Annotated in this window: 18 protein-coding genes; 8 read left to right on the forward strand and 10 right to left on the reverse strand. The window is 67.5% G+C overall.

From position 1 onward, the window contains the following. The 5 genes from ABW137_RS34180 to ABW137_RS34200 form a co-directional block, all read left to right on the forward strand. Positions 1 to 917 (forward strand): Rieske 2Fe-2S domain-containing protein (locus ABW137_RS34180; RefSeq protein WP_526407126.1); only part of this gene is annotated, 917 nt, incomplete at its 5' end. 13 nt (positions 918 to 930) lie between these two features. Then, positions 931 to 1,929 (forward strand): PDR/VanB family oxidoreductase, encoded by a 999-nt coding sequence (locus ABW137_RS34185; protein ID WP_526407128.1) that lies wholly within the window; start codon positions 931 to 933, stop codon positions 1,927 to 1,929. Beyond that, the gene (locus tag ABW137_RS34190) at positions 1,926 to 3,425 is read left to right on the forward strand and encodes an aldehyde dehydrogenase family protein (protein WP_526407130.1); all 1,500 of its coding nucleotides are present in this window, start codon (positions 1,926 to 1,928) and stop codon (positions 3,423 to 3,425) included. The genes ABW137_RS34185 and ABW137_RS34190 overlap by 4 nt, the downstream gene beginning before the upstream one ends. Next, a complete protein-coding gene (locus ABW137_RS34195; protein ID WP_526407132.1) occupies positions 3,422 to 4,663 on the forward strand; it encodes an FAD-dependent oxidoreductase in 1,242 nt (413 codons plus the stop codon). Before ABW137_RS34190 ends, ABW137_RS34195 begins: the two co-directional genes overlap by 4 nt. Before the next feature lie 5 nt (positions 4,664 to 4,668). Further along, positions 4,669 to 5,454 carry an SDR family NAD(P)-dependent oxidoreductase gene (locus ABW137_RS34200; RefSeq protein ID WP_526407134.1) on the forward strand — a complete coding sequence of 262 codons (786 nt, stop codon included), beginning with the start codon at positions 4,669 to 4,671 and terminating at the stop codon, positions 5,452 to 5,454. 13 nt (positions 5,455 to 5,467) lie between these two features. Here the strand turns inward: ABW137_RS34200 and ABW137_RS34205 are convergent, their stop codons facing one another. The 8 genes from ABW137_RS34205 to ABW137_RS34240 all read right to left on the reverse strand — a co-directional run bounded on the left by ABW137_RS34205 (position 5,468) and on the right by ABW137_RS34240 (position 14,085). After that, positions 5,468 to 6,217 (reverse strand): GntR family transcriptional regulator, encoded by a 750-nt coding sequence (locus tag ABW137_RS34205; RefSeq protein WP_526407136.1) that lies wholly within the window; start codon positions 6,215 to 6,217, stop codon positions 5,468 to 5,470. A 156-nt stretch (positions 6,218 to 6,373) separates the two neighbouring features. After that, positions 6,374 to 7,645: an MFS transporter gene (locus ABW137_RS34210; RefSeq protein ID WP_526407138.1), complete on the reverse strand. Its 1,272-nt coding sequence runs from the start codon at positions 7,643 to 7,645 to the stop codon at positions 6,374 to 6,376. 88 nt (positions 7,646 to 7,733) lie between these two features. Further along, positions 7,734 to 8,984 (reverse strand): NAD(P)/FAD-dependent oxidoreductase, encoded by a 1,251-nt coding sequence (locus ABW137_RS34215; protein ID WP_526407140.1) that lies wholly within the window; start codon positions 8,982 to 8,984, stop codon positions 7,734 to 7,736. Then, entirely contained in the window at positions 8,977 to 9,186 is a 210-nt protein-coding gene (locus tag ABW137_RS34220; protein WP_526407142.1) for a ferredoxin, read from the reverse strand. Before ABW137_RS34220 ends, ABW137_RS34215 begins: the two co-directional genes overlap by 8 nt. A gap of 58 nt (positions 9,187 to 9,244) precedes the next feature. Continuing rightward, entirely contained in the window at positions 9,245 to 10,588 is a 1,344-nt protein-coding gene (locus tag ABW137_RS34225; protein WP_526407144.1) for an SLC13 family permease, read from the reverse strand. A 91-nt stretch (positions 10,589 to 10,679) separates the two neighbouring features. Continuing rightward, positions 10,680 to 11,438, reverse strand: a complete 759-nt coding sequence (locus ABW137_RS34230; RefSeq protein ID WP_526407146.1) for an SDR family NAD(P)-dependent oxidoreductase — start codon at positions 11,436 to 11,438, stop codon at positions 10,680 to 10,682. Next, positions 11,435 to 12,853: an aldehyde dehydrogenase family protein gene (locus tag ABW137_RS34235; RefSeq protein ID WP_526407148.1), complete on the reverse strand. Its 1,419-nt coding sequence runs from the start codon at positions 12,851 to 12,853 to the stop codon at positions 11,435 to 11,437. Before ABW137_RS34235 ends, ABW137_RS34230 begins: the two co-directional genes overlap by 4 nt. Before the next feature lie 20 nt (positions 12,854 to 12,873). Then, on the reverse strand, positions 12,874 to 14,085 hold the full coding sequence (locus ABW137_RS34240; RefSeq protein WP_526407150.1) for a cytochrome P450: 1,212 nt from the start codon (positions 14,083 to 14,085) through the stop codon (positions 12,874 to 12,876). 216 nt (positions 14,086 to 14,301) lie between these two features. On the opposite strand from ABW137_RS34240, the gene ABW137_RS34245 reads away from it, so the two are divergent. Further along, positions 14,302 to 15,102 (forward strand): IclR family transcriptional regulator, encoded by an 801-nt coding sequence (locus ABW137_RS34245; RefSeq protein WP_526407152.1) that lies wholly within the window; start codon positions 14,302 to 14,304, stop codon positions 15,100 to 15,102. A gap of 63 nt (positions 15,103 to 15,165) precedes the next feature. On the opposite strand, the gene ABW137_RS34250 is transcribed toward ABW137_RS34245, so the two are convergent. Together ABW137_RS34250 and ABW137_RS34255 are read right to left on the reverse strand one after the other, a co-directional pair. Continuing rightward, a complete protein-coding gene (locus ABW137_RS34250; protein WP_526407154.1) occupies positions 15,166 to 15,870 on the reverse strand; it encodes a 2,3-bisphosphoglycerate-dependent phosphoglycerate mutase in 705 nt (234 codons plus the stop codon). Then, positions 15,867 to 16,319 (reverse strand): RpiB/LacA/LacB family sugar-phosphate isomerase, encoded by a 453-nt coding sequence (locus ABW137_RS34255; protein WP_526407156.1) that lies wholly within the window; start codon positions 16,317 to 16,319, stop codon positions 15,867 to 15,869. The genes ABW137_RS34250 and ABW137_RS34255 overlap by 4 nt, the downstream gene beginning before the upstream one ends. Positions 16,320 to 16,419: 100 nt before the next feature. On the opposite strand from ABW137_RS34255, the gene ABW137_RS34260 reads away from it, so the two are divergent. Both ABW137_RS34260 and ABW137_RS34265 read left to right on the forward strand, forming a co-directional pair. Then, positions 16,420 to 17,859: an MFS transporter gene (locus ABW137_RS34260; protein WP_526407158.1), complete on the forward strand. Its 1,440-nt coding sequence runs from the start codon at positions 16,420 to 16,422 to the stop codon at positions 17,857 to 17,859. Between the two features lie 90 nt (positions 17,860 to 17,949). Then, the gene (locus ABW137_RS34265; protein ID WP_526407160.1) at positions 17,950 to 18,273 is read left to right on the forward strand and encodes a 2Fe-2S iron-sulfur cluster-binding protein; all 324 of its coding nucleotides are present in this window, start codon (positions 17,950 to 17,952) and stop codon (positions 18,271 to 18,273) included. The last annotated feature ends 1 nt before the right edge of the window (position 18,274 follow it).

Raw genomic sequence — 18,274 nt, forward strand, 5'->3', positions numbered from 1 at the left:
TCGCCGATGCCTGCTGGCATCGGCTCGCCCCGCTGTCGATGGGCAAACTCGTCGGCCGCGACGGCATCCGCTGCCCGTATCACGGCATCGTGTACGACTCGGCAGGCCGCTGCGCGGCGATGCCCGCGCAGGAGGTCCTCAACCCGAGCGCCACCGTGCCGTCGTACCCCGTGGTCGACCGGCACCGCTTCGTCTGGGTGTGGCTCGGGGATCCCTACCTCGCCAAGGTCGACGAGGTGCCCGACATGCATCAGATGGACGAGTGGGCCGGTGACGGGGAAACCATTGCGCTGCAATGCAATTTCCAGCTGGTGCTCGACAACCTGATGGACCTCACCCACGAGGAGTTCCTGCACACCAGCAGCATCGGTGGGGAGAACATCAGCACCTCGGAGTTCGACGTGGTGCACGACGGGAACAGCGTCACCCTCAGCAGGTGGATGATCGACATCCCGCCCGTCCCGTTCATGGCAGCCCAGATGCGCAACAAGTTTCCCGGCTTCGAGGGCAACGTCGACCGCTGGCAGATCATTCACTATCGGTATCCCTCGACCATCTGCATCGACGTCGGCGTCGCCAAGACCGGCACCGGCGCACCGCAAGGAGATCGCAGTCATGGCATCAACGGCTACGTGATGAACACCATCACCCCCGAGACCGACACCACGTGCCGCTACCACTGGGCGTGGATGCGCAACTACCTGATGGACAGCCAGCTTCTGACGACGCAGATCCGCGACGGCATCCGGCACGTCTTCACCGAGGACACCGCGATGCTGCAGGCCCAGCAGAAGGCGATCGACGCCAACCCGGACTACGAGTTCTACAACCTCAACATCGACGCCGGTGGCATGTGGATCCGTCGGCTGCTCACCCGTCAACTGGAGGCCGAAGGACGCCTCCACGCGCAGAGCTGACGGCGGTCGACCAATGGCTGCCACCAACAGAGAGGTCTGGCAACTCGGCACCGTCGTCGAGACACGCGCCGTCGCCACCGACATCCGCCGCATCGTCGTCGAGGTGACGAATCCCGTTTCCGCTCAGCCCGGTTCGCACGTCGACGTCGCCGTGCACGTGGACGGGCGCCGAGACACCCGGTCGTACTCGATCGTCGGCTCCTCCGACGAGGGAAGGCAACTGGTCATCAGCGTCCTGCGGGCACCGAATTCGCGTGGCGGCTCGGTGTTCATGCACTCGCTTACGGTGGGTGAGTCCATCGAGCTGACCCAGCCCCTGCAGAACTTCCCACTGCGCGTCGGTGCCCCCGGTTACCTCCTGCTGGCCGGCGGCATCGGAATCACGGCGGTGACCGAGATGGCGCGGGTGCTGCACCACCTCGGTGCCGACTACACCTTCGTCTACGCCGGACGCTCGCGGCAGGCGATGGCCTACCTGTCCGAGCTGCAGGAGCTGCACGGCGAGAGACTGGTGATCCACGTCGACGCCGAGGGCACGTCGCTCGACGCCGCCAAGCTGGTGGCGACCGTCGACCACGACACCGAGCTGTACGTGTGCGGCCCGATCCGACTGATGGACGCCGTTCGCCGGTGCTGGGCCGACGCCGAACTACCCACCGCGAACCTGCGCTACGAGACGTTCGGCAACAGTGGCTGGTTCGACCCGGAGGAGTTCATCGTGCGGATCCCGCGACTGCAGGTGGAGACCCGCGTGGGAACGCATCAGTCGATGCTGCAGGCCCTCGAGGGCGCGGGCGTCGACATGATGTCGGACTGCCGCAAGGGGGAGTGCGGCCTGTGCGAGGTCAAGCTCCTGGGGATAGACGGCGTCGTCGATCACCGCGACGTCTTCTACAGCGCCCGCCAACGCGAGGTCAACCGTCGGATGTGTTGCTGCGTATCCCGCATTACCCGGGCCCCCGCAACCGCAGTCGCCGGCGAGACGCCGGTCGTGACGATCGACGTGTCATGACCGCCGCCAACCTGGCCGACACGGCCACCGTCCCGCTGCTGATCGACGGGCGCGACGTCGACGGGCCGATCACCGAGGTGCGCAACCCGGCCCGGCTCTCCGAGACCGTCGGCGGCTACGCCACCGGCGATCGCTCGTCTGTCGACGCGGCGGTGGCCGCGGCCGAAGCCGCGTTCCCCGGCTGGGCGGCACGGCACGCTCGGGATCGGGCCGCCGCCCTGACGGTGACGGCCGACGGGATCGACGCCGACCTCGCGGGTCTGGCCACGCTGCTCACCCGCGAGCACGGCAAGATCCTCGCCGACGCGACCGCCGAGATCGCGAACACGGCTCGAACGCTGCGCTATTACGCCGGATTGGCCGACTATGCGTCCCGGGAGTCGATCACCGAGGACCACCGGGGACGCATCGTCGAACGCCGGGCCGCCATGGGAGTGGTCGCCGTCATCGTGCCGTGGAACTATCCCGTTCTGCTCGCGACGCTGATGATCGCACCGGCGCTGGTGGCCGGGAACACCGTCGTCGTCAAGCTGCCCGACAACTCGCCGTTGGCGCTGGCGCTGGTGCTGCGCAGGCTGGCCGCCGCGGTCGAACCGGGTGTGCTGAACGTCCTTGCCGGCTCCGGCCAAGAGGTCGGCGCGGCGCTGACGACCCACCCGCGGGTGCGCAAGGTCAGCTTCACGGGGAGCACCGCCACCGGCCGCGCCATCATGCGCGACGCCAGCGTGAACCTCAAGAACCTCAGCCTGGAGTTGGGCGGCAACGATCCGGCGATCGTCCTCGACACGGCCACCGTGAACGGTCGATTGATCGACGAACTGGTGCGGGGCGCCTTCACCAGCACCGGCCAGGTGTGTTACGCGCCCAAGCGACTCTACGTGCACCGCAACCTGTTCGGGGAATTCACCGAGGCCTTCACCGCGGCGACCGACGCGCTGGTGGTCGGCGACGGCCTGGACCCCGCGGTCCGGATGGGGCCGTTGAACAACGGACAGCAACACCGCACCGTCACCGACCTGATCGAGGCGAGCCGGCGCGAGGGTGCCAACGTCGCCGAGGTCGGGGAGTTCCGCGGCTCCGACCCGGAGGACGGGTACTTCCTCCGGCCGACCGTCGTGACCGGTCTGCGCCAGGAGTCACCTCTGGTGCAGCAGGAGCAATTCGGTCCGGTCGTGCCCATCCTCGCGTTCGACACCGAGGACGAGGCCGTCGCGCTGGCCAACGACAGCGAATACGGCCTTGCGGCGTCGGTCTGGTCCGACGACGTCGAGCACGCCTTCGACGTCGGGCGGCGCATCCAGGCCGGGTCGGTCTTCGTAAACATCCACCGCGTCGGCGCGTCGGATCCCTCGATGCCGTTCGGTGGTTTCAAGCAGAGCGGCATCGGCCGCGGCCACGGCGAGATCGCAATCGACGAGGCCACCGAAGTGCAGATCCTCGCGGATCGAATCGACATGCACACCAACCCAACCCACCCGAAGAAGGCGCAGCCATGACGACCACCGCACCCATCACCATCGTTGGCGCTGGAATCGGCGGCCTGACGCTCGCCCTCGAATTGCACGCCGCCGGCATTCCCTGCCGTGTCTACGAGGCAGCGCCCCAGCTGAGGCCACTGGGCGTCGGCATCAACGTCCTTCCGCATGCCACCGCGGTCCTGGCCGAACTCGACGTGCTGGATCGGCTGGAGGCCATCGCGGTCCAGACGCGGGAGGCGGTGTTCTACAACCGGTTCGGCCAGCACGTCTACACCGAACCGGCTGGGCGCTACGCCGGTTATCCCACGCCGCAGCTGTCGATCCACCGCGGACACCTGCAGCTGGCGCTGGCCGACATCGTCAGGGAACGGCTCGGCGCCGATGCCATCGTCGGGGATCACCAGTGCCTCGGGATCGACCAGGACGGTTCGAGCGTCACCGCGCAGTTCCGGTCGTCGTCGACCGGCCAGCCTCGGGAGTCGGTGACCGGAAAAGCCGTAATCGGCTGCGACGGCGTGCATTCGGTCATCCGCAAGCAGTTACATCCCAACGAGGGCGCCCCGCGTTATTCCGGAGTCCTGATGTGGCGTGGGACCACGGTCGGCCAACCGTTCCTGTCCGGGGCGAGCATGGTGCGCGCCGGGTGGTTGCGCGACGGCAAGCTCGTCATCTATCCGATCCGCGACAACGCCGACGGCACTCAGCTGATCAACTGGGTCGCTGAGATCGAGCGACCGTATTCCGGTGACCGCGACTGGGGAAAACCGGGTGACCCCGCCGACTTCGCTCCCGCCTTCGCCGACTGGACGTTCGACTGGTTGGACGTGCCTGCCCTGCTGCGCGGCGCCGACACGGTGCTGGAATATCCCATGGTTGACCAGGATCCACTGGAGTCGTGGACCGCGGGACGGACAACGCTCCTCGGCGACGCCGCCCATCCGATGGTGCCGAGAGGCTCCAACGGAGCTGGGCAGGCGATCCTCGACGCACGGGCTCTGCGCGTCGCGCTGCAGTCGGAGGAGGACACCGCGGCGGCGCTGCTGACATACGAAGCCGACCGACGGCCCAAGACGTCGGCCGTCGTGCTGACCAACCGCGCCACCCCACCCGACGCCATCCTCAAGGAGGTCTGGGAACGCACCGGCGACAAACCCTTCGACGACGTCGACGACGTCATCAGCACTGCGGAGCTCGACGCGATCTCACAGCGCTACCGCCAGGTGGCCGGTTTCTCCCTCCCGGACGCGGCGCGGTGAACGCGATGCCGAATCCCGATGGTGTGGAACAGGACTCGGTAGCCGGCCGCGTCGTCATCGTCACCGGCGGCGCCCGAGGCATCGGGGCGTCGCTGGCGACCCATCTCGCCGGCCGGGGCGCCAAGGTCGTGGTGGCCGACGTGCTCGCCGAGGACGGCAGGGCGCTGGCCGCCACCCTGAGCGACGGTGGGAAGGACGCGGTCTTCCACCGCACCGACGTGGTCGACCCGACCTCGGTGTGGGCCATGGCCACAGCGGCAGTGGACAGGTACGGCCGGATCGACGCCCTGGTGAACAATGCCGCGATCTATGAAGGCCTGGGCGCCAAGCAGCATTTCGCCGACATCTCGGTCGACGACTGGGACCGGGTGATGGCCGTCAACGCCAAGGGCGTGTGGTTGGCCACCTCCGCGGTATACCCGACGATGAAGGCGCAGGGTTACGGCCGCGTGGTCAACATCGCTTCGGCTACCGTGCATGCCGGCGTGCCCTTCTTCGCGCACTACACCGCGTCCAAGGGTGCCGTCATCGCAGTGACGAGGTCCATCGCCAAGGAGGTGGGCCGCGACGGGATCACCGTCAACGCCGTCGCACCCGGGCTCGTCGACAACGAATCCTCCGCGGCGCTGAACGACACGTCGTACTTTCCGACGCTCGAACGGCAACGCGCCATTCCGCGCGCGATGACGCCTGCCGACCTCACCGGAGCCATCACCTTCCTGTGCTCCCCGGCCAGCGGGTTCATCACCGGACAGACGGTGGTCGTCGATGGCGGGCTGGTCTTCGCCTGAGGGCCTGCCGGGGTTACAGCGGCCCGCCAGCGCACATCTGCAGTGACTCGCTCATCGTAACCGCCTCGAAGTTGGGGTCCAGATCGCCCAATACCGTTGCCGCAGTGTGTGCGAGATGGCGGGCCATCAACGAGCCCGCCGCGTCCACCTCACCGTTCACGACCGCGGTGAGGATCTGCTCGTGTTCGGCCTCGGCCACGGCGAAGGTGTCGGCGTGGGCCTGCTGCCCAAAGCGCACGTACCGCTCGGTGCGCTCGGAGTAGGACAGGATGATCCCCGCCAGCGGGACTCCGGCCCGTGCCGTGCACAGGGTGTGGAAGCGTCGGTGTGCGGTGACCCACTCGCTCATGTCGGTGGCGCGCTTGGTCTTGCGCATTCGACGTAGGCACTCCCGCGCCTCCGCCGCCTCCGTGTCCAACAGGCGACCCGCGGTGATCCGCGCCCCAAGGGCCTCCAGGGTGATCCGGACGCCGTAGAGCTGATCGACCTCGTTGGCGTCCAGTGCCCGCACGACCGCGCGCTGGTTGAGTTGGACGTCGATGAGCCCTTCCTGCTGCAACATTCGGAACGCCTCGCGCATGGGGATGCGGCTGACGTTGAAGCGACGCGCAAGGTCGGCTTGATTGAGCTCGGTACCCGGGGCGATCGCGCCGTCGTTGATGAGACGGCGCAAATGCGTGTGCAGTTGCGAGCTGGTCTCGCGGGGGTTGTCGAGCGTGGGAATCACGAGATGGTCGAGCGCCGCATCAACGCGAACCGGCATCGGATGCTTCCTTCGGTCGTGCGCCGCGACGTGCTGGACGGCAGGGGAGACGATTGTGTATACACAGTACCAGCTGGGGGCCGACGGCACCGGTTTCAGTGGCGCCGGGCGACGGTGTTGGTGTCCTCGGCTGTCGACGCCGGCGATGCAGGCGAATCAGCCGGAACCGGGCCGATTGGACCCAGGAAGCACACCCTCGGCCGCGCGCTCCGCGGCCGCGCCGAGGGAGCCTGTGCGCTTCAGGTACAGCCAACACCCCAGGGCGGTCGCGATGGTGCCGAGACCACCCACGGCGCAACTGACTCGCGGACTCGCCGCGCCACAGATCCACCCGATCAGCGGCCCGCCAAGGGGAGTGGTGCCGTTGGTGGCGAGGACGAGCAGCGAGATGACCCGGCCGCGCACTCCCGGGTCGGAGTACAACTGCAGCAGCGTGGTGGCCGTGACGCGGAACGTCACGCTGCACGCCCCGACGACGAAGAGAAGGACGTAGGCGACCGCGAGGTTGGGGGCGGCGCCGGTCAGCGCGAGCGCCAGACCCATCACGCACCCGTTCATGACGAGCCACAGCGAAGTGCCGCGCAGCACGCCTGCGAGCGCAAGGCCGCCGAGCACGGCGCCCACCCCCATGCTGGTGAAGGCGAAGCCGACGGCGCGGGCATCCCCGCCGAAACTGTCCCGAGTCAGCGTCGGCACCAACACGTTCCAGTTGAATGCGATGATGCCGCTCACCGTCATCAGGACGAGGGCCGCCGCGAGTTGCGGCCGTGCCGACACGTAGCGCAACGTGTCGACGAGGTGACCCTTGGTGGTGAAGGCGCCGCGGTGGATCGGCGCGTGCGGCCGAATCAGCAACAGCGCGATGATCACCGGGAGGTACGAGGCGGCGTTGATGAAGAACGCTGCCGAGATGCCGACACCGGCGATCAGCATGCCTGCGATGGCCGGTCCGGCGACCTTGCCCGAGTTCTGGATGATGCCGTTGAGCGTCACCGCATTGGTGAGGGTCGCGGGGGTGGCGATGTCGTTGACGAAGGTAAGGCGGGCAGGCTTGTCGACGGCGTCGGCGAGTCCCTGCGCAAAGGCCGCCGCCAGCACGATCCAGATGGTCACGACGTCGAGGTAGGCCAGAATGCCCAGTGCCACTGCGGGGACCATGCCGCCGACCGCGGTCCACAGCAGGATCCTTCGCTTCGGAAAACGATCGGCGAGCGCCCCGGCTAGCGTGGTGAACAGCAGCGTGGGAAGCTGCTGCACGGCAACCGCAACGCCCAGCAGTACCGCTGAGTCGGTCAGTTCGAGGACGAGCCAGGCCTGCGCAAGCTTCTGCATCCAGGTACCGCTGACCGAGACCGACTGCCCGAACGCGTAGCGGCGGTAGTCGCGAATGGCGAGGGCGCTGAAGGTGGCGGCCAGGTATCTCCTCACCCCACCCCCTGCCGCCTAGTCTTCATCAATGGTATGGCATTAATTCCATTGGATGATACCCGGTGGGCGTGGGACGGCGGCTTGGTGGCTACCCGGCGTTCGCAGCAGCCAGTCGCTCTCTGGCCTCGGCGAGACTGCCCTCGTCGGCCACGGTCTTGCGGCACGTCGCGAGTGCTCGTGGCCAGTTCACGGTTACGGCGGCCAGTAGACGGCCGGGTTCGTCGTAGTAGAGCGCCGCACCCCGTGCTGAGTCGCCGGTGAACGTCCCGACCAGTTCGTGTGCGGTTGCCCGTGCCGGGTGTCCGACTATTTGGATCCTCCAGTCGTACTGGTCGCTCCAGACGTAGTCGACCGCCGTGTGGGCGCGGAGCCGGCCGGGGTGGGCAATGTTGTGAGCGGCCGTCGCCGCCGAGTCCACGGCGTTCGTCCAGTGTTCGACCCGGACGTACTCGCCAGTGCTCCTGCGAAACTGCCGCGCTACGTCACCGACGACGTAGACGTCCTCGGTGTTGACCGCGCGGCAGTACTCGTCGCACAGGACGCCGTCGGCCACCTCCAGTGCCGAATCCGCCAACCATCCGTCATTCGGCAGCGCCCCGATCCCGACGACGACGGTACCGGCCCTCAGCACGCGGTCGTCGGCCAACGTCACGTCGAGATCACCCGCCTGACCAGCGATGGACTTGACTCCTACTCCGAATACCGTTGTGACTCCGTGTCGTTGGTGGAGATCGTTGAACGCCGCTCCCAACTCCGGGCCCACTACCCGACCGATCGGGGCCGGCAGCGGATCGATGACGGTGACCTCGCGTCCCAGTGCGCGTGCTGCGGCCGCCACCTCGGCACCGATGAAGCCTCCGCCCACGATCAGCACCGCGCGATCCCGGCTCAAGTCCCAACGCAATGCCCGGGCGTCGGCCAGGGTCCGCAGGACGTGCACCCCTGACCGCACGGGCCAGGGCGAGGGGCGTGCCGACGCGCCGGTCGCCAGCACCACACTGTCCCAGTCAATGGTGGCGCCGTCGGCGAGATGCAGTCGTTTCGCCGCGACGTCGAGTCCGGTCGCCGGGACTCCAAGCCGGAGTTCGATCCGCAAGTCACTGGCCTTCTCCGCTGTGAGCAGGCAGTTGTCTGCCCGACCGTCGGCGTCGTGCAGGAAGTGCTTCGACAGGGGAGGCTTGTCATACGGCAGCTCGCTCTCCTCGCCCACCAGGACTAGTCGGCCGGAGAACCCCTCGGCGCGGAGGGCCTGTGCCGCACGCACTCCCGCGATCGATGAGCCCACGACGACGGTCGTCGCGCCCACGGCGGTCCCTGCCGGCTCAGCCAGCTCAGCCATCTCGGCCCTCGGATACGGACAGTGCGTTGACCGGACAGCTACGTGCGGCCTCCTCGACTCGCCCGCGGTCGGCGTCCGGAATCTCGGCCTTGACGAGTACGACGGTGCCGTCGTCGTCGATGTCGAAGACATCCATCGCGCCGGTGACACAGTTGCCATATCCTTGGCAGGCTTTGAAGTCGGCCGTCACCTTGAACGTCATGTGGTCCCTCCTGCGGTCTGCTTAAGGCGTTGTCGAACAAGATGTTTCAGGCTCGGTGTCAACTGGTGGGAAGTATGAAGACCAACCAGGTGACGGGGGGTGCGATCACCACCATCGCCATCCCCCAACCGAACATCGCCCGGAACACCGTCTGGCGTTCTTCCTCCGGCGCATTGGACAGGATGAGAGCGCCCACCGAGGAGAACGGCGTGGCGTCCACGACGGTGGCGGAGATGGCCAGGGCCACGATCATGCCGGTGACCCCGATCTCACCGGTGGCCAGCAGCGGCACCGACAGCGGGATGAGCACCCCGAGCAGGCCGGCGCTCGAACCGAAGGCGGACGTCACCGCGGCGGCCAGGCACAGCAGGAACGCGGCGAGCAGTGGGGTGCCAAGCCCCGCGACGGCGTGTCCGACGAAATCGACTGTGCCGTTGCGTTGAAGCAGCGCGACGAACGTGACGACACCGCAGATCAGCAGAACGACCGACCACACGATGTGCTTCTCGGAGCCGACGAATCTGGTTGGGAAGACGAGGTGCAGGATCCCGGCGGCGGTCAGGGCGAGGAACCCGATCTCGATGTCGAATACCAACGCGCCGACGGCCACACCGAGGATGACCAGCAGCGTGACCCACTGATCGACCCGCAGGCTTCCTCGCCCGACCACGCCCGCGCCAGCCGTCGACACGGGGGTCCCGATGGCGCCGTCCTGCTCACGCAGGGAACCGGAGCCGGGGTCGGCCGCAGCACCGGGCCCGACACCGACCGCGGCGGCGTCGATGCGACGGCCCCGCCGGACGAGTTCGAGGCCGCCGAAGATCACGTACACCGCGATACCCAGGACCAGGCTGACCGCGGCGTTGCCGAGGAACAACGCGGATGCGGACACCTGCAATCCGTTGTCGTTCGAGACTTGCCGGACGATGGCAGCGAGCGCGTTCAGTGGGGAGAAGTTGCCAAGGCCGGATCCGTTCATCACGATGAGCGCCGTCATCCGGCGGTCCACGCCGTAGCGCTGACCCATGCGCATGGCCAGGGGGGTCAGCATCGCGACACTCGCCGGCCCCAGCGCCCCGAGCGTCGACGGGATCGCCGAGAACCAGAAGATGATCCAGGGGACCAACGCCGGTCGGTCACCGACGAGACCGGTGGCCTTGTCGACCAGCCACTCCAGCGTGCCGTTCACGGTCGCCAGACCGAACAGATACGTCACTCCGACGAGGAGTACGAAGAGGTTGGCGGGGAACCCGGCGAGAAGGTCGCCGGTGCCTTCGTGCACCGCCAGGGTCCCGACCAGAAACGTCGCGATCAGCGCGAGGGCGCCGATGTTGACGGGCCGCAAGGTGCCGACGACGAAGAGCACCACCAGGGCCGCTATGCCGATGGCGTGTATGGACATTGTTCCTCGATCCGGTCGCAACCTGGCCTGCGTGGGCTGACGAAGCAGGCTCGGGTCTGTTGCCAATTCTGTTGGGCGGAAGTAGAAGTGGTCACGTCAGGACAGCCCCGCCGTCGACGATCAGACTCTGTCCCGTGATGAACGCGCTCTCGTCGGAGGCGAGGAAGAGCACCGCTCCGGCCAGGTCGGACGGGAACATGTCGCGGGACAGGCTGCGCTCTTGTCGGCGGGCCACCGCACGGGCGGCGAACTCCTGCTCGTGGCCTTCCCGGCTGGCTTCGTTGTCGACCAGACCCGGGGTCACGCAGTTCACCCGAACACCGAACTGGCCGAGTTCGCGGGCCATGGCCTTGGTCATGGCCGTGACCGCGCCCTTGGAGGCGACGTAATGCAGATTGCCAGGGGTTCCCTTGACGGCCGTGGTGGAGGAGACGTTGACGATCGCGCCCGATTGCTGGCCGCTCATCGGCGCCACCGCTGCCGCACTCGCGTTCCACACGCCACGAACATTGACCGCCATCACCTCGTCCCATTCGGTGGTGGGGATGTCCTGCAGCGGGCCCCGGTACAGTCCTGCGTAGCGCGCGGCGTTGTTGACCAGGACATCGACTCGGCCCCAACGTTGCACTGCGCTAGCGACCATCGCGTCGGCTTGGTCTCTGGACCGCACGTCGGTCAGCACGGACATCGCCTCGGCGCCGCTGTCGCGGGCCCGCTGTGCCGTGGCGACGGGATCGACGACGTCGGCCACCAGCAGTCGGGCGCCGCGTTGCGCGAACGCCAGCGCGTACTCCGCTCCGATACCGCGGGCCGCGCCGGTAATCACGACCACCTTGCCGTCGAGGCTCATGCCGATGCCCCTTCCGGGAGGGTGGCTCCGGCGACGAACTTGAACGCAAGGTGCGCATCGAGACCGGGGACGCCTCCAAGGCCGCTGTCCTTGTAGCCGTAGAACGGCACGGAGGCAGCGCGGTCCGCGCCGTTGATCGACACTCCGCCGGTCTGCAGGTGCCGGCTTGCCTCCACGGCGCGACTGGCGTCCCGGCTGAAGACGGCGCCTCCGAGCCCGTAGGAGGAGTCGTTGGCGATCCGCACGGCGTCGTCGTCGCCGTCGTGGGCGACGACCACGACGACCGGACCGAAGATCTCTTCCCGGAACACGCGCATGGATCGGTCGACGTCGATGAGCACCGTCGGTTCGACGTAGAAGCCGGAAGTCAGCTCCGGTGGCCGGCCGCCGCCGAGCGCCGTGGTGGCGCCTTCGGCGCGGGCTGAGGCGACGAACCCCTCGACCCGTCGTCGCTGCGCTTCGCTGACCAGGGGACCGAACTCGACGCCGGAATCGAGGGGGTCACCGATCCGCGCGTGGGCCATCGTGTCCGTGACCACGTCCATGACGTCGCCGAAGCATGTTCTCGGAGCGATGATTCGAGTGCAGGCATAACAGACCTGTCCCGTATTCGGCAGACAGGTGGCGATCAGCTTGGCGGCGAGGACGTCGAGGTCGGCATCTTCGAGCACCACCGCGGCTGACTTGCCGCCGAGCTCGGCGAGCAGTGGCGTGAGCGACTGACCGCAGCGTGCCGCGATCTCCCGCCCGGCGGGAGTGGATCCGGTGAACGAGATCATGTCGACTTCCTCGCATCCGACCACCGCGGAGCCGGTTTCGCGGCCGCCCGTCACGACGTTGATCACACCAGGGGGAAAGCCCGCCGAGGTGGCCATTTCGGCCAGCAGCAGTGAGTCCAGTGAAGTCTCGGCGGCGGGCTTGACCACCACGGTGCAGCCCGCTGCCAGAGCCGGGCCAATCTTGTTGGCCAACAGTGATTGTGGCGCATTCCATGGAATGATCACGCCTACCACGCCAAGGGGTTCCCGACGGACGATTCCCCCGGCTGCGGTGTCGGTCGTTTCCGGGCGGAAGGCCCGTGCGACGTTGGCGTAGTGCCGGTACAGCGCCACCGGCCGCGCGCCGTTGGTCCTGCGCGACCGGGACAGCACCGACCCGTTCTGGGCCGTCACGAGGCAGGCCATCTCGTCTTGTCGCCGCTCGAACGCGTTGGCCAAGGCTTCCAGGAGGTCGGCGCGCTCGGCCGGCGTGGAGCGTCCCCACTTGGACGCGGCAGCCCGGGCTGCGGCCGCCGCCACGGCGACGTCCCGGTGGTCGCCGTCGGTCACGCTCGCGATCCACTTTTCGGTGGCCGGGTCGATGAGGTCGATCCTGGTGGTGGAGTGCGCGGTGCGCCAATCGCCGTCGACGAACATGGATTGAAGCCGTCGACCGATCACGATGCACCCACGTTGACTTCGCGCGGGCGTACGGTCGTAGAGCTGAAAGTCGAAGGGAGGCTGGCGAATCCCCTGAGTACGTTGTTGATCTTGCGGACTGGCTCGCCCACCTGGATGGTGTCGACCTTCTCGAGCATTGCCTCCAGGACGGTCTGCAACTCGATCTTGGCGAGGACCTGCCCAGCGCAGGCGTGCAGTCCGGTACCGAAGGCGAGATGGCCGGCCGGATTGCGGTGGATGTCGAACCGATCAGGATTGACGTACTGCCGTTCGTCGCGGTTGCCGCTGGCGTAGAGGACGGCGACGCGTTCACCGGCCGTGATCGGTACCCCTGCGACGTCGGCATCGACCGCGGCGACTCTGGAGAACAGTTGGGCCGGGGACTCGATCCGCAGGACCTCGTTGACCACCGACCCGGCGCGGTGGGGTAGCGACCGCAGTTCGGTCCACTGGTCGGGGTGCCTACCGAGCAACCAGAGCATGGCGCCCAGCGCGTTGACCGTGGTGTCCATGCCTGCCGTCAGGTACGCCGATAACAGGTGCAGGCAGTATTCCTCGGGGATGACACCCGCGTCGGCGGCCTCGTACACCGCGGCCCCCATGCTGCCCGGCGCTAGTACGTCGCGGGTGGCCACCGTTCGGATGAACTCGAACTGATCGGCGATGTCGTCGAGGCCTGCCGACGTCCGCTCGCTCGGGGGGCCGAACGCGTCGAATGCGCCGTTGGCCCAGCGAAGCAGTTCGGTGCGGGCGTCGGCCGGAATGCCGATCAGCTCGCCCACCACTTCCACAGGGAAGACTTGCGCGAAATCGGTTACGGCATCGAAGGAGTCCCGCGCCAGCATCGCATCGACCAACTCGTGCGCCCGCGGCGCGATGACGCGCTGGACGTCGCGAATCGCGCGGGGCCCCAACCGATCCTGCAGCACACTGCGGAGCGTGTCGTGTCGGGGCGGATCGGAGGCAATCACGCTGCTCTTGCGGACCCCGTTGAATCCGTCGTTGAACCCCACGCCCATGCCGGAGGCGAACCGCCGGTGGTCCAGCAGCACTGCCCGCACATCTGCGTAACGGCTCACGGCGAGGAAGCCGTGTGCGGTCACGCGGACGACGGGGGCCAACTCCCGCATCCGGGCATAGGTGGGATACGGATCCAGCAGGACGTCGTCGGCGAAGATGTCGATGTCGAAATCCGGAATCGAAGGCACAGACCTCTCCCTCATTGGTGTGATGTCAGACCATTTGGTGCCGATCACATTCCGGGCTCGCTGTGACGGCACTCTCAGTAGAAGCCCGTCCGCCGCCCTTGGCAAGGGTTTCAGAGGAATTCTCTGCTGTGCAGAGAAATGCAAGAGATGGGCCTGAAAGCGACGTCGATCGCAGAAGACCCCCGACCTGCGTCGATCCGGCGTAATCTCTCTGCTGTGAAGAAGCTCGTTCTGGACAGTTCTGCCGCACCCCATACCGCCAAGCCGCAGTACCCGATTGAGTCGGTGGACAATGCGCTCAAGGTCTTGCTGCTCCTCGGCGAACATCCGCAGTTGCGGATGAGCGAGGTGAGTGAATTCCTGGGCGTGGCCAGCTCGACTGCCCACCGGCTGCTCGCAATGCTGCAGTACCGGGGATTCGTCACTCAAGACCACGACACTCGGGTGTATGGGCCCGGCACCGCGTTGACCGGTGTCGCCTATTCGATCCTCCAGCGCTTCGACTTTCGGCGCGCACTGCGAGCGGATTTGGAGCGACTCAACCAGGACCTACAGGAGACGGTGCATCTGGTGATGCTGGACGGCGCCACCGTCCGATTCATCGATGCCATCGAAAGTCCCCGGGCGGTGAAGGTGGGGTCGCGGCTCGGACGGTCAATGCCGGCGAGCTCCAGTTCCAGCGGCAGGGCGATGCTCGCGCTGCTGCCGAAGAACGAGTTCGACGCGCTGTACCCGGACCAGGAACTCCAGATGCTCACCGAGCGCAGCCCGCGCACCCGCAGCGATCTAGAGAAGATCCTCAAACAGGTTCGTAGAAAAGGCTATTCGGTAAGCGTCGAGGAAAGCGAGAAGGAGGTCACGGCGCTGTCCGCCGCCTTCCCTCCGTCGAGTTCGCACCCGCCACTCGTCTTCAACGCATCGATCCCGTCGAGCCGGGTGGCCATCTCCGCCCAGCACGCCATCGGGCTCAAGCTGCGCGCCGCAGTCGACCAGGCGGCACACCGTCTGCACGCGTGAGCGGCGCGTGCCGCCGCCACGGGGGCCACTTCGAACGGCGCGATGAGGGTCCGGCTCGCCCGGTCACTTCCTACCGCGCCCCTGCGTCCGAACCTCCGCGATGCCCGCCGATGCCAGCTCGGCGTCCAGATATGTGCCGCCTGCGGTGTGGGGTGTGAGTTCGTCGTCGAGCTGGTACAGCAGCGGCACCCCGGTCGGGATGTCCAGCGCCACCACCTGCTGCGGGGATAGGCCGTCGAGGTGCATGCACAGCGCGCGAAGCGAATTGCCGTGCGCCACGACCAGAGTCGTGCGTCCCGCCCGCAGATCGGTGGCGATTGCGTTGTCCCAGTAGCGCACGACGCGTCGGCGGACGTCGGCGAGCGCTTCTCCGTCGACGCCCCCGTCCTGCGCTCCCGCTGGCGGTGGCGCAACCCCGTAGGAGCGTCGGATCTCGTCGAACAGCGCGTCGCCGAGCTCCTCGCGCACCGAGGCGCGGGTCCGTCCCTGGAGCCGACCGTAGTGCCGCTCGTTCAGCCGCCAGGAGCGGTGCACCTCGGCGAGCGTCAGGCTCATCGCGTCGAGCGCCAGGTTTGCGGTGTCGACCGCGCGGCGCAACAGCGAGGTGTGTACCGCCGCGGGGCGCAGGCCCGCCCCGCGGAGCAGCTCGCCGGCGCGGGCCGCCTCCCGGCGACCCCGAGCGGTGAGGTCGACGTCGAGCCAACCGCCGAATACGTCGTCCGCGTTGGCAGTGCTCTCACCATGCCGCAGCAGGATGAGGTCGCTCACAGCGTCTCGCCGCGCTCGAGCGCCGCGATCTGATCGAGACGACTCTGGTGGCGGCCACCCTTGAAGGTCGTCTCCAGCCACACGGTGAGGATGCGCTCCGCGAGGTCGGGTGCGACCACCTTTGCGCCCATCACCAGAACGTTCGCATCGTTGTGAGCTCGGGCGATCTCCGCGGTGAAGACGCAGTGGCACAGGGCCGCGCGGACACCGCGAATCTTGTTCGCCGCAATCTGTTCACCGCACCCGCTGCCACCGAGGATCACACCGAGCTCGTCGGTGCCATCGACCACGCGGGTGCCGACGTCGGCGCACAGTGGCGGGTAGTCAGCGGTGACGGTGGCGTCGTCGACCCCACGGTCGTGCACGACGTGACCGCGTTCGACGAGCCACGCGGACAGGCGACCCTTCAATGCCACGGCGTTGTGGTCGGCGGCGATGGCGATCTGCATCGGGCAACTCCCTTGGTCGCGGACGTCGACTCGCGTCTTTCAATGGAATAACCATAATTCCATATGTCCTCCGCGCTGCCGACCCCTTAGCATCGATCAGATGGCACGACGAAGACCGGCGCTCATCCTGGCGATCTGCTGCATGAGCCTCTTCATCGTGAACATGGACGCGACGATCGTGAACGTCGCGCTGCCCTCGATCGGCGCCGATCTCGATGCGCCGATCTCCGGGCTGCAGTGGACGATCGACGCATACGTGGTGGTGCTGGCCTGCTTTCTGCTGCTCGCCGGATCGACCGCCGACCGGATCGGTCGGCGGCGCACCTTCCAGATGGGTCTGGTCCTGTTCGTCGCAGGCTCCGTACTGTGCAGCCTGGCGCCGACGCTGGGCTGGCTGGTGACCGCGCGGGTGGTGCAGGCACTCGGCGGGTCCATGCTCAATCCCGTCGCGATGTCGATCATCACCACCGTGTACACCGCACCCGCGGCCAAGGCCCGGGCGATCGGCGTGTGGGGCGCCGTCGCAGGCCTCGGCATGGCGCTGGGACCGTTGATCGGCGGGGCGCTCATCGAACTGGTCGGCTGGCGGGCCATCTTCTGGGTCAACCTCCCGATCGGGCTGATCACCCTGGTGGCCACTGCCGTCTTCATCCCGGAGTCGCGCTCCGAGCACCCGCGGCGATTCGACCCGGTCGGACAGGTTGCCATGCTGGCGATGCTGGGTTCGGCGACGTTCGCGATCATCGAGGCGCCCAGAGAGGGGTGGGTCTCGCGGCCCACCCTGGGCTGCCTCGCGCTCACGTTGGTCGCGGCGGTGGTGCTGGTGAGCTATGAACCGCGACGGGTCGACCCACTGATCGAACTGAGGTTCTTCGCCAGTGCGCCGTTCTGCGGCGCGGTCCTGGTCGCGATCTGTGCCTTCGGCGCCTCCTCCGGGGTGCTGTTCTTGAACACCCTCTACCTTCAGGCGGTCCGGGGGCTCAGCCCCCTGCAGGCCGGGCTCTACACCCTGCCGCTGGCCATGATGATGGCGATCGTCTCGCCCCTGTCCGGCAGGCTGGTGGGCAGGTACGGCCCCCGTCCGTCCCTGGTGTGCGCTGGAATCATGGTGGGCTCTGCGGGGTTTGGCCTGTGGTGGCTCGATGCGGATACGCCGTTGGTGTGGGTCTTGGTCTGCTTGGCGGCGTTCGGCATCGGCCACGGCGCGGTCAACGCACCCATCACCTACACCACGGTGTCCGGCATGCCCCGTAGCCATGCCGGGGTCGCGGCGGCGGTGGCGACCACCAGCAGGCAGATCGGCACCGCGCTCGGTGTCGCGATCGTCGGATCGGTGCTCAACACCCGGATGGTGGGACCGCTGCCCGTGGCGTTCGTCGCGGCCAGCCGCCCGGCGCTCCTGCTCGTCTCCGGTCTCGGGTTGGCGGTGCTGGTGATCGGTCTCGCCACGACGGGGGATTGGGCGGAGAAGACGACGCGCCGGGTCACGCACCTGTTCGGCGACGAAGTGCCCGACGCGCCCGCGTCGCTCCGGGTCTGACGACACGGGGGAAGATGCACGGACGTCTTGAGCATCTGCGACGCGACCGTTAAGGTATTAAGGTAATACCAAACTCGGGAGGAGTCCCTGATGCCCAAGGTCGTCTTCATCACCCTCGGTGGTGCGGAGCGCATCGTCGATGCCCACCTCGGCGAATCGGTCATGTCGGCCGCAGTGCGTCACGGCATTCCTGGGATCATCGGGGAGTGCGGTGGCAACTGTAGTTGCGCGACGTGTCATGTCTACGTCGCCGACGAATCGATCGACGAGGTGGGTCCCGTCGGTGACATGGAGGACGACCTCCTCGACCTCGGCGTCGCCGATCGTCGCGAGTCCAGCAGGCTGGCCTGCCAGATCGCGATGTCCGACGCGCTCGATGGACTCGTCGTGCAGGTCCCCGAGGAGCAGGGATGAC

It is taken from the genome of Mycobacterium sp. (assembly GCF_040509115.1).
GTDB lineage: Bacteria > Actinomycetota > Actinomycetes > Mycobacteriales > Mycobacteriaceae > Mycobacterium.

Excerpts from the sequence above, each read along its gene's own strand:
- ABW137_RS34185 (WP_526407128.1), top strand. The coding sequence starts at position 931 with ATGGCTGCCACCAACAGAGAGGTCTGGCAACTCGGCACCGTCGTCGAG.
- ABW137_RS34190 (WP_526407130.1), top strand. The coding sequence starts at position 1,926 with ATGACCGCCGCCAACCTGGCCGACACGGCCACCGTCCCGCTGCTGATC.
- ABW137_RS34195 (WP_526407132.1), top strand. The coding sequence starts at position 3,422 with ATGACGACCACCGCACCCATCACCATCGTTGGCGCTGGAATCGGCGGC.
- ABW137_RS34200 (WP_526407134.1), top strand. The coding sequence starts at position 4,669 with ATGCCGAATCCCGATGGTGTGGAACAGGACTCGGTAGCCGGCCGCGTC.
- ABW137_RS34205 (WP_526407136.1), bottom strand. The coding sequence starts at position 6,217 with ATGCCGGTTCGCGTTGATGCGGCGCTCGACCATCTCGTGATTCCCACG.
- ABW137_RS34215 (WP_526407140.1), bottom strand. The coding sequence starts at position 8,984 with ATGGCTGAGCTGGCTGAGCCGGCAGGGACCGCCGTGGGCGCGACGACC.
- ABW137_RS34220 (WP_526407142.1), bottom strand. The coding sequence starts at position 9,186 with ATGACGTTCAAGGTGACGGCCGACTTCAAAGCCTGCCAAGGATATGGC.
- ABW137_RS34225 (WP_526407144.1), bottom strand. The coding sequence starts at position 10,588 with ATGTCCATACACGCCATCGGCATAGCGGCCCTGGTGGTGCTCTTCGTC.
- ABW137_RS34230 (WP_526407146.1), bottom strand. The coding sequence starts at position 11,438 with ATGAGCCTCGACGGCAAGGTGGTCGTGATTACCGGCGCGGCCCGCGGT.
- ABW137_RS34235 (WP_526407148.1), bottom strand. The coding sequence starts at position 12,853 with ATGTTCGTCGACGGCGATTGGCGCACCGCGCACTCCACCACCAGGATC.
- ABW137_RS34255 (WP_526407156.1), bottom strand. The coding sequence starts at position 16,319 with ATGCAGATCGCCATCGCCGCCGACCACAACGCCGTGGCATTGAAGGGT.
- ABW137_RS34260 (WP_526407158.1), top strand. The coding sequence starts at position 16,420 with ATGGCACGACGAAGACCGGCGCTCATCCTGGCGATCTGCTGCATGAGC.
- ABW137_RS34265 (WP_526407160.1), top strand. The coding sequence starts at position 17,950 with ATGCCCAAGGTCGTCTTCATCACCCTCGGTGGTGCGGAGCGCATCGTC.